The organism is Bacillus sp. 17RED48, from assembly GCF_019837545.1.
GTDB lineage: Bacteria > Bacillota > Bacilli > Bacillales > Bacillaceae_G > Bacillus_A > Bacillus_A wiedmannii.
In genome coordinates this window covers 233805-247448 of sequence record NZ_JADAXG010000003.1, presented here as the reverse complement: position 1 = coordinate 247448, position 13644 = coordinate 233805, and the positions used below count along the sequence as shown (strand labels likewise).

The window sequence follows — 13644 nt, the reverse complement described above, 5'->3', positions numbered from 1 at the left end:
CTAACAACGAATCGATATTATTTCGTAAACATTTTCTCCGCTTCATCCATTGCCATTTTGTTACCTAAAGCAGAATAGTCAAGCCATGGTTGGTCATTGATAATGTATACATGCTTGCCTTTAACAGCTTTTAAGTCTTTCCAAATTGGTGTTTCTTGAAGTTGCTTAAATGCAGCTTTTGCCTTATCATCTCTGTTTACAACAACGAAAATAGCATCTGCATCAAAGTCAGGTAATACTTCTTGTGAAATGACTTCAAAAGGACGGTTTCCATCAATTTTCTCTACACCATTTGCAGGCTGTAATCCTAAGTCTTGGAATAAAATTGGTCCCATCGGTCTTTTCGTACTAAATACACGTAATTCTTTTGCGGTAACGCGAATTGCCATTACTTTTTCATTATTACCTAGCTCTTTATCTATTAAATTTTTTACTCGTTTTGATTGCTCTTCGTAATCTTGAATATATGTATCCGCTTCTTTCTCACGGTTTACAAGTTTACCAACTTGTTTTAAATGATCTCTCCACGTACCTTCATCTAAATTGAAAGTATGCGTTTTTGCAATTTTTTCGTATTTCGCTACATCTTTGCCAGCGTATTTTTCATCAACATAAATTTCAGATGGCTTTAATTGAAGTAATGCTTCCATATTTGGATCAGTTACAACACCAAGTTTCTTCGTATCTTTCAGTTGTTCTTTTGCATGCGGTAAGAAATCTTTTAAATCTCCACCAATTACAGAACCTACTGGTGTAATTCCTAATGCAAGTAAATCATTTGTTAAGTGAATAGACATTGAAGCAATTTTTGGGTCATTACTTTTTTCCGTTTTTTTCGTTGCCTCTTCATTAGCTTTCGTTTGACCACATGCTGCTAATACTAAAATACACATCATGCTAAATAAAATAGTAAGTTTCTTTTTCATATGTTCTCCTCTTTGAAGTATTTATTTTGTTTTTGTAAGTAAATAAAGAAAATACGGTGCTCCTAAAGCGGCCACTACTACACCAGCTGGAATAGAGTTTGGCTCAAATATAGAACGACCTATCGTATCTGCTAGCACTAAAATAATCATTCCGATAATACCAGCTAAAAGAAGAAAGTGTTGATATGTAGTACCTACTGACTTTCTGGCGATATGCGGAGCAACTAAACCGATAAAACCAATCCCTCCAGCCATCGATACACTCGCACAAGACAATCCAACCGCTGTAGCTAAAAGTAGTAACCGTTCTTTTTGAACAGAAACTCCAAGTCCTGCTGCCACACTATCACCTAGTGACAATGCATTTAACGTTTTAGATTTTAGCCATGCATATGGAGTTAGTATGAAAATCCAAGGTAATAATGCAAGGACATGAATCCAATCCCTTCCCCACACGTTACCAACTAACCATCTAGAAGCGAATGTATACGTTTCATCATTTAACTTAAGAGAGAAAAATAACGAAATCGCACTAAATCCAGCTGAAACTGCAATACCAACAAGAATAAGTCGAATAGGAAGTAAACCTTTTGACCGATCACTCGCAAGTATAATAATTAAAAATGCAGCTAGCATTCCCCCGCCAAATGTAAATAACGGTATTAAAATCGATGCATTCTCATTAATAGAATGAAAGAAAGTAACAAATATAATTAGCCCGAAAGATGCACCTGAATGTAATCCGAGGATACCAGGATCGGCCAGCGCATTGCGAGATAACCCTTGCAAAATCGCACCAGAAATCCCAAGACCAATACCTGCTAACATTGTGATTATAATTCTTGGCATACGATAATCGTATAGCACTGTTGCGCTCTCAAAATCACCATAACCGAAAAGCGTTTGAATTACTTTGAGCGGCGCTATGCTCAATGTCCCTGTATTTAAACTAATTAAAATTACAGCGATACTAATACAACCGAAAATTGTAGTTACAGTAATAGCTCTCTTTTTATCCGTGTTTAAAATCTTCTTCACTTACAACTCCCTCCCAACTTTACGTGCTATATAGAGGAAGAACGGAACTCCAACAAGAGCTACCATAATTCCTATCGCAAGTTCTTTAGGAGGATTTACTGTTCTTGCTCCTAAGTCAGCTAAAACTAATAACATAGCTCCTAATAATGCTGACATAGGAATAATGAGTCGATAATTCACACCAACTAATTTTCTAGCAATATGCGGGATAACTAGTCCTACAAACCCAATAGAGCCAACAGCTGAAACAGATACACCAGCAAGAATGACTACTATAATCATCCCTAGTATTCTCGTTCGGTTCGTTTTTACTCCTAAATTCGTAGCAACATCATCCCCCATTGATATGAGTGAAATAGATCGCCCTAACACTGTCGCAAAAACAATCGTTATGAGAATAATAGGAACTAAAAATTTCAAGTGTTCCCACTTAACTCCTGCAACACCACCAGCGTACCAAAACGCTAAATCTTGGCTTAAATCATAATAAATTGCAACACCTGAACTTAACGAATGTAAAAGTGCGGCCATAACTGCTCCAGCAATCGTTAACCTCATCGGTGTTAACCCACCTGAAGTAGCCGATCCGATAATAAAAATGAGTACTGTACTTAAGACTGCTCCAATAAAGGAAATAATCATCAAATAGGAATACGGCATATGCGGGAAAAAGGCAAAACTAAGTGCTACTACAAACATCGCACCTGCATTTATTCCGAGTACACCCGCATCCGCTAAAGGATTTCGTGTTCCCCCTTGCATTACAGCCCCAGCGACTGCAAAAGCAGCTCCTACAACCGCTGCGCCAATTACCCTTGGGAGCCTTAATTCATAAATAATTTGGTGCTGCGTTAATTTCGGATTATAATCAAAAACCGCTGCCCATACTGTTTGCAAATGAATATCCTTTGCACCAAATGCAACGGCCAAAAATATAGACCCAATTAAACATAAAATTGTTAAGCTCATGAAACATATGAACTTAATATGTATCCAGCGATTATTGCTAGCATATACAGCAGGCTTATGTAACATGTTTCATTTCATCCTTTATATTCAGTTGTTTTTTATAATTATTTTTTATTTATAATTATCATTGATAATAATTATCATTTTCATTTAGATATTATATCCTCACTTTTTTTAAATAGCAAACTATTTTTTCACTTTGTTAAATATTAAAATACTTATTACAATTCCTTTCTAAAACTTACAAATACATGCAAAATAGACTACTGGCTTATTTTTAAAATTGTAGTATACTTAGTCATTATTTCGAGTTTTCTAACAAAAATATCGAAGGTGACACAATGTTCTATATAAAACAACTATTACACTTCACTTACGAGCAAGCATTATCTTGCTTATTCCCAGTCGTTATTTTCTTAACACTAGCCCTTTCAAAAATAGTTTCTATCCCAGGGTTATACCGCTACGATTTCATACTCATCGTATGTCTTCTTATGCAGTGGATTATGTACAAGACTGGGCTTGAGACGAAAGACGAATTAAAAGTAATTACTGTCTTCCACCTCATCGGCCTTCTACTAGAAATATATAAAGTACATTTCGGTTCATGGAGTTATCCGGAAGAGGCATATTCAAAAGTTTTTGGAGTTCCACTTTACAGCGGTTTTATGTACGCAAGTGTTGCAAGTTACATATGCCAAGCGTGGAGAAGATTGCATTTACAAATGCATCATTGGCCGAAAGCTATTTTTGCCGTGCCGTTAGGAGCAATGATTTACTTTAATTTTTTTACACATCATTTTTCATATGACTTTAGATGGGTGTTAACTGTTCTTTTATTCATCGTTTTCTTTCGAACATTTGTAGAATTTTCATTACGAGGTGTTACATATAAAATGCCACTCGTTCTCTCCTTTTTCCTTATTGGTTTCTTTATTTGGATTGCAGAGAACATCGCAACTTTTTTCGGAGCATGGCAATATCCAAATCAACGGGAAGCGTGGAATCTCGTTCACTTAAGCAAAATTAGCTCATGGTTTTTACTCGTTGTTATTAGCATTATGATTGTTACACAACTCAAACGTTTGAAGGAGTCCAAAAAATAACGCTGATTATGTAAAAACAGGTAGCCCATCACTCATTAGAGAGTGATGGGCTTTTTTAATAATATTTTTTAAACCGTCCTTATCAAAGGAGTTATAAATTACAAGAGCATACGCAATTGCACATTATGAACTAGTACTAGCAGAAGATGTTGCAGCAGATGAAGCAGCAATCGTTGCCATCATAGCTGCCTGTTGTGCTTGTATGAGGACTTCTATCATAGTTTGTAAACCTGTGTTGGTAGCTTTACTTTCCTCACCTTTCTGACTTACGAACAGTTGAATAGCAATAAGAATATTCGCATCTGTATGCCAACGGAATAATTTCTCTCCCTGCAATTTTTCAATCAACGCTTTAATAGCATGAACCTCTTTTTCTCCATCCTCAAGTAACGCTAGTAGCCCGATAGCTGGGTAATGCATCTGTTTCACTTTAACTTTTTCTTGTTTTAACAACTTCCATATGTTTGTACATGTTGCAACTAACATTTCTTCACGGACATCCTTCTTTAGTGAGAGGATATGACTTAAAAACTGAAGATCATTCCCTTTACGCAAACCAGCTTTCGCTAGTTTCTGATACAGACGTTCTACTCGGTCCATAAGTGTTTCTACATTCTCTGATTGTCCTGCTAGTAAAACTGCGAGCGGATAATCATTTGTACCTGTAAGAAAAAGATGATCCTCTTTCATGCGTTTATATACTTGCATCGAACGCTGAATGTGCGTGCCATGCTGTTCATTTTCTTCTGTTAAAAGCACAGCAGCTGCGAGATAAGTAAATATACTTCGGCTAAAACCACCAGCAACCAATTGTTCATATAAATCTAAAAACTTCCGAAAAGCTTTCTTGTAATCTGTAAAGTGAATATCTAATGTTGCGGCCACAACAAAGCGATGATAAGACTTTAAGTATGAAAACATCCCTACCTGATTCTTAATATAACTACTAATTTCTAAAAAACGTCCGAGATCAAACAATTTATCACTACCTGCATACATAGCAGCAATCATCATTCCTGTTCGAGAATCACTCGTTTTCCATTTTAGTTCTCCCTTTATCTGTGCATATGTATGTGTGTATTGCTCCAACTTTTGTTCTAATGTAATCATAGTATTCACCCCTATTTCTAGTTCTTCTCTATTATTATACTTATATTTCATACAGATTTTGCAACCTTATTTTTGTATTATCTTCAATATTTTTCTATTATGTAAAACAAAAAATAATAACTATTCCTACTTCATCAGTATCACGATGATAATCGTTCATAATCCTTCAAAAAGTTCAACAACAAAAAAAGATAGATAATAAATTATCTATCTTTTTTTGTCTTTATATTATTTAACATTACACCTGTATTGTGAAAAATAAGATTGTAACTACTTACACCTCAATTTTCACAAAACATCTGTGATTTCGTTTTTCATATGCAATTAAAACTAAAGAGCCTTAATAATACGTTCCATCGCCTTCATTTGCCCAATATGATCAGCTTCATGATAAAGCATCATACCGTATAGCTCTCCTACTGTTTCCAATCCTAGGAATGGCTCTGGCAGTTTATTTTCAAATGCTTCTGCTGGAATTTCGTTAATACGTTTAGCTTGTTCTTTTAATTGAGCCGTTAACACTTCTAACGATGGTCCTTCTGTTTTCCATTTAGACGGTCTTGATCCATACCCAAACATACCTGGATATTCAGTTGGTAATTGTTTAAATTCTTTTCCAAACATGAAAACTTCTGCTGCCGTTAACACGTGACCAATATGCCAACGAATTGTATTGTTAAAACCCTCTGGCTGTGTATCTACAGTTTTATCATCTAACGTTTCCATAAATTTAAGCAGTTCCCCGCGCGTTATTTCAAATTGTTTTAAGCCAACTAGTCTATTCATTTTATCGTTCCCCTTCTTCATGTACCATTTATTATGAACTAAGAATGTTCAACTTATTAAAGTTTCACCTTGTTTAATCTATCAGAAACGATTAAGAAATACATCTAATATGCCTAGTAAAAATAATAAAAAGGTTCACCTCTCGTACATATAGAATTATTTACTACACAAATAGTTTAGTAAATAAAAGAGGAGTGTTAATTTCATGTTACATATTTTAAAACAACAATATAATCTTATTAGCTCTACAAGAGAAACTCTATTTACATTTTTGGAAGAAATTCCACTAGAAAAATTACATAGCACTGTTCCTAATTTCGGGAGCGGTAGTATTATAAAGACGCATATTCATGTAGCCGATTGCTATCAATACTGGCTTGGATCATTTGCATTCAAGCAAAAACGAGCAGATTTTTCATTCGCTAGTGATTATGAAATTGAGCATGCAGATGTGGAGAAAGTCCGTGCTAGATTTAAGTTAGTAGATGAGACTGTACAAAACTTTTTAGATGAATACAATGACCGTTGGCTCGAAAATATAGCAAATGAAGTGAAATGGCAAAAAGAACCTTGGAGTACAACACCGATATGGCTTTTAACTCATACAGAGACACATGAGTTTCATCATAAAGGACAAATTGTATCTATGGCTCGTCACCTTGGGTACACTCCTCCTGATACAGACCTTAGTTAATTCGATTATAAAAAAACTTGTTGATACATTTTGTTGTGTATAAAACTTTTATCATTTGTTTTAGGTATACCATATCATTATAAAATTCATGTAACATCAAAGTAAGACACATACTTTTCAAACAATACACAAAATAAAACTCTTCTTCCATGTAGAGCAAAAATATTTATATACTCTATCACCAAACTTAAGGAGAAATTTATAATGAGATTAGAGAGTGAAAGAATTTATTTAAGACCTCTTTGCGAACTAGATGCCCCAATTATATTAGAAAGTACGATGGATACAGAGATACGTTATATGACTGGAACCAAACCTACTTTTTCATTGGAACAAATAAAGACACATATAGCTCATATAAATAATGATTCGAGTCGCTATGATTTCGCTATTTGTTTACAAAGCAATGACGAAATGATTGGAGAGTTGTCGATTTTAGATATCGATGAGGAGAACAAAAGAGCAGGATTCAGAATATCAATGCTTTCAATAGCACTAACAGGACAAGGATATGGAACTGAAGCTATTACAATTGTTTTAAAATTTGTTTTTGAACAACTATATTTAAATCGGTTACAGTTAGAAGTATTTAGCCATAATTTACGCGGAATTAGAGCTTATGAAAAGATTGGGTTTGTAAAAGAAGGAACCTTACGTCAATCTTTATTTTATAACGATACATTCTCAGATGAAATTATTATGGCGATACTTAAAAGTGATTATAAAGAGATGTCATTGTAAATAACTGTTCTTAAACTATTAACAACTTGAAAGAACCTTACCACACTAAAATGCAATAAGGCTCTTTCATTTTTATATCAAATAACAACTCTTAACTCATGTATTATATTAATACCAAATTGTCTCCGCATAATTATATGCATCACTATTCGGAATGGCATGTTTCCCTTGTGCTTGTGCCTTTCTTGGATCTAAATCATATACCATTGGCGTATAACATGATGTTTGCCCTTTATTCACAACACCATTTCCTCCAGCACTTCCGCAAGTATATGCCTTTCCATCGGTTTTTCTGACTATCCTTGCATCAGCTTCGTTATTATAAACCGCTGCACGAGTTACAGTAACCTTTGCCCACGCTGTTTTACACGTCGTGCTAAATTTTAATTCCACATATGAATTAGAATCAATCCACTTCTTTTCTTTCGTTACTGCTGATTGATCACAGCTATTGTAGTAAGGGCTTTTCCCATCATATGAATGGTCTTCTGCAAATGCTTTATCATTATTCGTCGTACTAAAAACACTAGTTATGACGAGCAATGCCAGACAAAGACATGCGCTTACCTTTTTAAAAAGCTTCATAGAATTCCACTCCTTTATTAATAACGTCCAGTTTTCCCGTAACCATTATTAATCGTCACCGCTTCGGCATCAGCCGTATAACCAAAATCAGCAGTTAAATCAAATACCATTCCTGTATACGTGCTCGTTTGACCTGTTTTTATTGCTCCATTACCACTATTAGAGTCTACTGATTTTTGAAATACACCGTTTTTATATTTATTAATAACAGCGTAAGCATATATCCCTCCAGAAACGGAAGGTGCTGGTTGATCTAAAACAAGCTTAGACCATGCTGCGTGACATTTATTACTGTAACGTAAATACACTGTCCCTACTTTTTTACTACCCTCATACACCGCTGTAGACTTTGCATTAAATCCATCTGCATCACACGTTGTACTGCCTCCGTATACTTTCGTTGTAGCCGGATTTTTCCCGTCATAGTAACTACTTAAATCAGTAGCTGCAAATGTACTTCCTTGAAAACTAAATAATACACCTACACTCGCTACACTTAACACACATACTTTCATTAACTTTTTAAACATTGCAAATCTCCTCCCCAAAAATAAGTACGTATCATAAAAACAAGCTATACCGCTATGTAAGCCCTCCTTTCATGCTTCCTAGAGGCATCTTACAGAAACGGATAAACGTTGTAAATTTCCTTATGATTATTGGAATATACGAAGAATTTTACTTATCTGTCTAAGAAAAAAAGTTGAGAAATACACATTTTATAGCATTCTTTATTTAAAACATAAAAGAACCGATACTTGTTACATGCAAGCATCGGTTCTTTATACAAAATTGCCATTTTTTCTTTTATATAAAATAAATATTTCTCCACTTAATCTGTTGTAAAAAACTCCCTCGTCACATCAATAAATTGCTGCAGTGGCGCTGTCATCCATTTATCTTTATGCCAAGCAATTTGTGTATAAATCGGTGAAATTGCATTTTCTAAATGTAACTCTTTTATCGTTCCCTCTCGTATATCTTTTTCTACTACTATCGCGGGTAAAACTGCTATACCTAAATCTGCAATAACACATTGTTTAATTGCCTCGACACTAACGAACTCAATTTTATTTGCTGGATACACATCTTCTGTACGAAATAGCTCTTCAAATAAAGTTCTATACGAGCAACCGAGTTCTGTTAACAAAAGTGTTTCCTTCTCTAAATCTTTTGTAGAAACGGAAGTTTGCTCGAGTAAATAATGCCCTGAAGCAGCTACTACTTTTAATTCTTCTTTCATAAGCGGCTCCACATGTAAAGCATCTTCTGTTTTACATTCGTCCAAAATAAAGGCAAGATCGACTTTTCCCTCCATCAATTGTTCCCTCGCATCTTTATTGGAATGTGCTGGTTTAAATATAAGCTTTATTTGAGGAAATTGTGCTTTAAACCTCTTTAATATAGAAGGAAGTCTATATGTACATTGGCTTTCTTGCGCACCGATTATTAACGTACCTGCTATTTCCTCATCATCTTTCACAGCCATTTTAGCTTCGTTACTGAGTGCAATCATCTTGTCGGCATATAGTTGAAACTTTCTGCCTGCTTCAGTTAAAAAAAGACGTTTTCCTAATCTTTCAAATAACGGCGTACCTAACTCTGCTTCTAACGTTTTAATTTGCGCCGTTACACTCGATTGAGCAAAGTTTAATTTCTTCGCAGTTTGCGTAAAATTCAAAGTGTCCGCTGCTACTTTAAATGTAATTAATTGTTTTATCTCCATTTATCGTCCCTCTTTTCAATCGATATTCCCGATTGATTTCATCGAAATAATCCTCTTTGTCTATTGATATTTGTATTGTATGATAAAGAGCATCGACAAACAATAAAAATGGAGGGATTCCATATGAAAGCACTTTGTTTCGAACAGTTCGGAAATCCGGATGTACTACAATATAAAGAAATACATGATCCAATCATAAATCCAAATGAAATTCTTGTCCGCACGAAAGCAATCGGTTTAAATTTCGCTGATATTTATAGACGCCGCGGTGATTATCATCTCGCTGGCAACCCACCATATGTATTAGGTTATGAAGGAGCTGGCGTTGTTGAAAAAGTAGGAGCTGACGTTACGAATATTAATCCTGGAGACCGTATTGCATTTGCTGATGTCCCATTTGCAAATGCAGACCTAGTTGCTGTTCCATCGGAGAAAGCAATTAAGCTTCCAGATTCTATCTCTTTTGAAACAGCCGCTTCTGTCTTATTGCAAGGTCTAACAGCACATTACTTAACGAAAGATAGCTATGAAATAAAACAAGGTGATATAGCTTTAGTACATGCCGCAGCTGGTGGTGTTGGGCAACTTCTTATTCAAATAATTAAACTACTAGGCGGAAAAGTAATCGGCCTAACTTCATCAAAAGAAAAAGCACAGATAGCTACGTTAGCTGGTGCTGATCACGTATTTTTATATACTGAAGCATGGCCTGCGAAAGTACTTGAAACAACAAACGGTGATGGAGTAAATGTTGTATATGAATCAGTAGGTTCTACATTAGAGGAAAGTTTTAGCGCAACTAAAACTGGTGGTACTGTCGTATTTTACGGAATGGCTGGTGGTAATCCTGCGCCCGTTGATCCGCGTATGCTTATGGATACTTCGAAAACTTTAACTGGCGGAGACCTTTGGAACGTGCTTACATCTTATGAAGAGAGAAAAGAACGCTCCTCTCAATTATTCGAATGGATTGCGACCGAAAAAGTAAAAATCACAAGTCCTACTACATTCTCTTTACGAGACGGTGCCCGTGCTCATGAATTATTAGAGAGCCGAAAAAGTACAGGGAAGATTTTATTAATTCCATAATCGTACTAATAAAAAAAGGAAGCTAGAATATATTTCTTCACTTCCTTTTTTAACGTTATTTATGTTCGATTTCGCTTCTTTTCAATTACCCAGTTATTTATATTTTTTCTGTCTATGCTTCTCTTTCTAGGCCCCTCATTTTTAAGTTTATATAATAAACAAATCTAAATATTAAAGGAAAAAACAAACCTCCAAATATCAACGATCCAATAAATACAGTATCAATAAAAGAAAAAACCAAAAATAATAGCATTCCAAAAAAATAAAATACAACTGCACTCCAATAAATAAAACGTGGAAACTTAGTTTGGAACGAATCACCTTTTTCACACGGTTTTCCAAATAACAAATGAACGAATTTAATCAACATAATCACTTCTCCATATAATTGTTAATATTCTTTTCTTCTTAGAACTGAACATAAATCACATACTATGTATCATTTTCTTTTAATTTTCCGACACCAAAGTTATTAACTATGTCGAATACGGTAGCCTTTTACTCATACATTTCATAAATGCAATAATATATTTTTATTTCAATACAAATCGTCTATCCCCTTTATCATGTTGCAATTCAAACAATACTGGATTACTAACAAATCTTTTTAGCAAAACATACGCCTCATAATCAGATATTTCATTAGGAATATTAATTCCACTAAATGATGTTGAGGTAATTAGTGTATGAAAATCATATTTAAATTCATAATCACCAATATACGCTAGTGCCAATTTCCCTTTCCATTCAATTTGATATGTCTGCCCTTCTAATCTAGTAAACTTAATATTATGAAAGACTGACGCATCATGTCCAAGTAAATAAACGTCAAATGCAGTTAACTCTAAATCTAAGTCCTGCTGCTCATCTTCCGATAAACAATCAATTGCAAATCTCTTCCCATTTAGCGTATCCAAATTAAAAGGCGCCTCATCACTGCCTACACGAAACCCTTTAAAATCCCATTCTTCTGATGACAAAGTGCATCTATGGAAGTTGTTCCATACAATCTTAGCCTGCCAATCATCTTCTTCCTCATTCTCTTCATCTTCTTCATCCAAATCTTCCTCATCATAATCCGCGGTCTCTAAATGCAAATCAAAATACAAACCAGCCATACCATTTAACTCTTCTTCCTCAGCATATTTAAAATGTGCACTCCACTTAAAATTAACAATTCGATGACCATTAGGCCACGGGTTGTCCACAAAATATATTCGATCCATATTCACACATTCCTTACTTTGTTTTATTTCTCGTATACTTATTTTAGATTCCGAGATGAGATGAAATGTAAAGCTAGACTAATGTCCCTCCAATACACTACAAACTAATTTGTTGTTCCTACTCCCTAATTATACCATTACAATAATTTTCACAGTTCTTTTTTAACAGAATATTCCGATTATAGTTAATAAATGATATATTTAAAAATAAAAAGGAAGCTAGATTTCTCTACCTTCCTTTTCTTATTTTTATATTTCCACACTTTCTTTCCCTTTTGCAACGTAACTCATATCTCCAACAGACTCGACTGTGTATGTTCCGTCTTTATATACAACCTGGGTCACACTAGCATTTTCTACTCCAAGTTTTGTTTTGCTACTGTCTAACATTTCGATTAAGGTAGTAATCAAGAGCCCATGAACGACAACTAAAACATTACCGCCACCATTTGCAGCAGCTTCTTCACTAATTTTATCAATCTCTTCTTTTATACGAGTAGAAAATAATTCCCAATCTTCCGCCTGTTTCGTAGGGTCTGCTGCTCTAATAAGATTAATCACTTCTTGAATAGAAAACTTCATAAGTTCTTCTGGTGATGCAACGCCTGCAGCTTTTCCAACCACATCCCACATATTTTCAAGTTTTTCACCTTCAAAAATACCAAAATTTAATTCTCGTAATTTTTTTCTTTTCTCAAGTTTTAACTTTGATTGCTCACTATATTTTAATACTAAATTAGCAGTTTCAATCGCTCGGCCGCTATCACTACTATACGCATTCGTAAAATGAACATCTTTTAATCCTGTTCCTAAATTAGAGGCAACTTCAACACCTTTTTCTACTAACGGGGAGTCTGCCCAACCTTGCGCGCGATGATTCGTATTTAATATTGTTTTTCCGTGTCTTGTAACATATAACGTAACTACATTCTCATTGCTATCTGTTTCTCGATTCTTCATTCTATTCTCTCCCTTTACATTTCTATATCAATTTTACCACCTTAATTATTCATTGAGCAAAATATACGTAAGTGAATTTGCTAAATAAAAAAAGCTATCTTTCTGTATATCTCTACAAAAAGATAGCATCTTTTATGATTACATTTTTCAACTGATATTCCTACTCAGCAAAAGCACTCGAATACTGAACAACTCCTTCTACACCTTGCAGAGCGTTCTCACTTAGCTCAATCACCATAAACACTTCATCTGGCACTTCAAATGGTGCTTTTATATTCCACTCTCTTGCTTTCTTAAAACCAAATTTCGGATAGTATTCTGGATGCCCTAACACTACAACTGATCCATATCCAAGTTCTTTCGCTTTTTCTAACGCAGCTACAATAAGCTTCCCGCCGATTCCTTTTTTCTGATGGTCCCTAGCAACTGATACAGGTGCAAGCGCTAATGATTCTACAGAAGTTCCATCCTGTTCTATCGTAATTTTGGATAACAGAATGTGACCGACTATTTCCTCATCTACTGCAACGATTGATAACTCTGGAATAAATGCGTCACATTCTCTAATACGTTTTACAAGTTCATGCTCTTTTTTATCACTAAATTCTTCATGTAAAAATGCTTGTTGTACACCTTCTTCTGTTTTTCTATAATCGTTTTTTTGTTCTTGTCTAATCGTTACCATTCT

The 13644-nt window shown here is 34.8% G+C and carries 16 protein-coding genes; 4 read left to right on the top strand and 12 right to left on the bottom strand.

Annotated features, from left to right (window positions below):
- Nucleotides 1-17 precede the first annotated feature (17 nt).
- The 3 genes from ILT06_RS14115 to ILT06_RS14105 are packed head-to-tail and all read right to left on the bottom strand — an operon-like array spanning nt 18 to nt 2999.
- Nucleotides 18-926, bottom strand: a complete 909-nt coding sequence (locus ILT06_RS14115) for an iron-hydroxamate ABC transporter substrate-binding protein (RefSeq protein ID WP_000728221.1) — start codon at nt 924-926, stop codon at nt 18-20.
- 21 nt (nt 927-947) lie between these two features.
- Nucleotides 948-1964, bottom strand: coding sequence for a FecCD family ABC transporter permease (locus ILT06_RS14110; protein WP_064475947.1), 1017 nt, complete (start codon nt 1962-1964; stop codon nt 948-950).
- Nucleotides 1965-2999 carry a FecCD family ABC transporter permease gene (locus tag ILT06_RS14105; protein WP_222655220.1) on the bottom strand — a complete coding sequence of 345 codons (1035 nt, stop codon included), beginning with the start codon at nt 2997-2999 and terminating at the stop codon, nt 1965-1967.
- Nucleotides 3000-3274: 275 nt separating this feature from the next.
- Here ILT06_RS14105 and ILT06_RS14100 point away from each other — a divergent pair, with 275 nt between their 5' ends.
- A complete protein-coding gene (locus tag ILT06_RS14100; RefSeq protein WP_064475949.1) occupies nt 3275-4039 on the top strand; it encodes a DUF817 domain-containing protein in 765 nt (254 codons plus the stop codon).
- A 123-nt stretch (nt 4040-4162) separates the two neighbouring features.
- Here the strand turns inward: ILT06_RS14100 and ILT06_RS14095 are convergent, their stop codons facing one another.
- Nucleotides 4163-5200: a DUF4003 domain-containing protein gene (locus tag ILT06_RS14095; protein ID WP_141669123.1), complete on the bottom strand. Its 1038-nt coding sequence runs from the start codon at nt 5198-5200 to the stop codon at nt 4163-4165.
- A 279-nt stretch (nt 5201-5479) separates the two neighbouring features.
- Nucleotides 5480-5956, bottom strand: a complete 477-nt coding sequence (locus tag ILT06_RS14090) for a DinB family protein (RefSeq protein ID WP_141669124.1) — start codon at nt 5954-5956, stop codon at nt 5480-5482.
- Between the two features lie 184 nt (nt 5957-6140).
- Between ILT06_RS14090 and ILT06_RS14085 the strand changes: the two genes are divergently transcribed.
- Together ILT06_RS14085 and ILT06_RS14080 are read left to right on the top strand one after the other, a co-directional pair.
- Nucleotides 6141-6629 (top strand): DinB family protein, encoded by a 489-nt coding sequence (locus ILT06_RS14085; RefSeq protein WP_222655219.1) that lies wholly within the window; start codon nt 6141-6143, stop codon nt 6627-6629.
- A gap of 204 nt (nt 6630-6833) precedes the next feature.
- Nucleotides 6834-7370 carry a GNAT family N-acetyltransferase gene (locus ILT06_RS14080; RefSeq protein WP_064475952.1) on the top strand — a complete coding sequence of 179 codons (537 nt, stop codon included), beginning with the start codon at nt 6834-6836 and terminating at the stop codon, nt 7368-7370.
- 108 nt (nt 7371-7478) lie between these two features.
- Here the strand turns inward: ILT06_RS14080 and ILT06_RS14075 are convergent, their stop codons facing one another.
- The 3 genes from ILT06_RS14075 to ILT06_RS14065 form a co-directional block, all read right to left on the bottom strand.
- Complete coding sequence (locus ILT06_RS14075; protein WP_060631718.1) at nt 7479-7955, bottom strand: DUF2690 domain-containing protein; 477 nt, start codon at nt 7953-7955, stop codon at nt 7479-7481.
- A 17-nt stretch (nt 7956-7972) separates the two neighbouring features.
- Complete coding sequence (locus ILT06_RS14070; RefSeq protein ID WP_000473756.1) at nt 7973-8485, bottom strand: DUF2690 domain-containing protein; 513 nt, start codon at nt 8483-8485, stop codon at nt 7973-7975.
- Nucleotides 8486-8787: 302 nt separating this feature from the next.
- A complete protein-coding gene (locus ILT06_RS14065; RefSeq protein WP_064475953.1) occupies nt 8788-9681 on the bottom strand; it encodes a LysR family transcriptional regulator in 894 nt (297 codons plus the stop codon).
- Nucleotides 9682-9804: 123 nt separating this feature from the next.
- Here ILT06_RS14065 and ILT06_RS14060 point away from each other — a divergent pair, with 123 nt between their 5' ends.
- Nucleotides 9805-10770, top strand: coding sequence for a quinone oxidoreductase family protein (locus ILT06_RS14060; protein WP_078183030.1), 966 nt, complete (start codon nt 9805-9807; stop codon nt 10768-10770).
- A gap of 112 nt (nt 10771-10882) precedes the next feature.
- Here the strand turns inward: ILT06_RS14060 and ILT06_RS32490 are convergent, their stop codons facing one another.
- From ILT06_RS32490 to ILT06_RS14045, 4 genes are all read right to left on the bottom strand, one after another.
- The gene (locus tag ILT06_RS32490; RefSeq protein WP_078183029.1) at nt 10883-11140 is read right to left on the bottom strand and encodes a hypothetical protein; all 258 of its coding nucleotides are present in this window, start codon (nt 11138-11140) and stop codon (nt 10883-10885) included.
- A gap of 163 nt (nt 11141-11303) precedes the next feature.
- The gene (locus ILT06_RS14055) at nt 11304-11996 is read right to left on the bottom strand and encodes a hypothetical protein (RefSeq protein ID WP_222655218.1); all 693 of its coding nucleotides are present in this window, start codon (nt 11994-11996) and stop codon (nt 11304-11306) included.
- Nucleotides 11997-12245: 249 nt separating this feature from the next.
- Entirely contained in the window at nt 12246-12956 is a 711-nt protein-coding gene (locus ILT06_RS14050; protein WP_064475955.1) for a histidine phosphatase family protein, read from the bottom strand.
- A 160-nt stretch (nt 12957-13116) separates the two neighbouring features.
- Nucleotides 13117-13641 (bottom strand): GNAT family N-acetyltransferase, encoded by a 525-nt coding sequence (locus ILT06_RS14045; RefSeq protein WP_098103397.1) that lies wholly within the window; start codon nt 13639-13641, stop codon nt 13117-13119.
- Between the last annotated feature and the right edge of the window lie 3 nt (nt 13642-13644).

Coding starts and splice junctions, on each gene's coding strand:
- ILT06_RS14115 (WP_000728221.1), bottom strand. CDS start 926: ATGAAAAAGAAACTTACTATTTTATTTAGCATGATGTGTATTTTAGTA.
- ILT06_RS14105 (WP_222655220.1), bottom strand. CDS start 2,999: ATGTTACATAAGCCTGCTGTATATGCTAGCAATAATCGCTGGATACAT.
- ILT06_RS14100 (WP_064475949.1), top strand. CDS start 3,275: ATGTTCTATATAAAACAACTATTACACTTCACTTACGAGCAAGCATTA.
- ILT06_RS14095 (WP_141669123.1), bottom strand. CDS start 5,200: ATGAAATATAAGTATAATAATAGAGAAGAACTAGAAATAGGGGTGAAT.
- ILT06_RS14090 (WP_141669124.1), bottom strand. CDS start 5,956: ATGAAGAAGGGGAACGATAAAATGAATAGACTAGTTGGCTTAAAACAA.
- ILT06_RS14085 (WP_222655219.1), top strand. CDS start 6,141: ATGTTACATATTTTAAAACAACAATATAATCTTATTAGCTCTACAAGA.
- ILT06_RS14080 (WP_064475952.1), top strand. CDS start 6,834: ATGAGATTAGAGAGTGAAAGAATTTATTTAAGACCTCTTTGCGAACTA.
- ILT06_RS14075 (WP_060631718.1), bottom strand. CDS start 7,955: ATGAAGCTTTTTAAAAAGGTAAGCGCATGTCTTTGTCTGGCATTGCTC.
- ILT06_RS14070 (WP_000473756.1), bottom strand. CDS start 8,485: ATGTTTAAAAAGTTAATGAAAGTATGTGTGTTAAGTGTAGCGAGTGTA.
- ILT06_RS14065 (WP_064475953.1), bottom strand. CDS start 9,681: ATGGAGATAAAACAATTAATTACATTTAAAGTAGCAGCGGACACTTTG.
- ILT06_RS14060 (WP_078183030.1), top strand. CDS start 9,805: ATGAAAGCACTTTGTTTCGAACAGTTCGGAAATCCGGATGTACTACAA.
- ILT06_RS32490 (WP_078183029.1), bottom strand. CDS start 11,140: ATGTTGATTAAATTCGTTCATTTGTTATTTGGAAAACCGTGTGAAAAA.
- ILT06_RS14055 (WP_222655218.1), bottom strand. CDS start 11,996: ATGGATCGAATATATTTTGTGGACAACCCGTGGCCTAATGGTCATCGA.
- ILT06_RS14050 (WP_064475955.1), bottom strand. CDS start 12,956: ATGAAGAATCGAGAAACAGATAGCAATGAGAATGTAGTTACGTTATAT.
- ILT06_RS14045 (WP_098103397.1), bottom strand. CDS start 13,641: ATGGTAACGATTAGACAAGAACAAAAAAACGATTATAGAAAAACAGAA.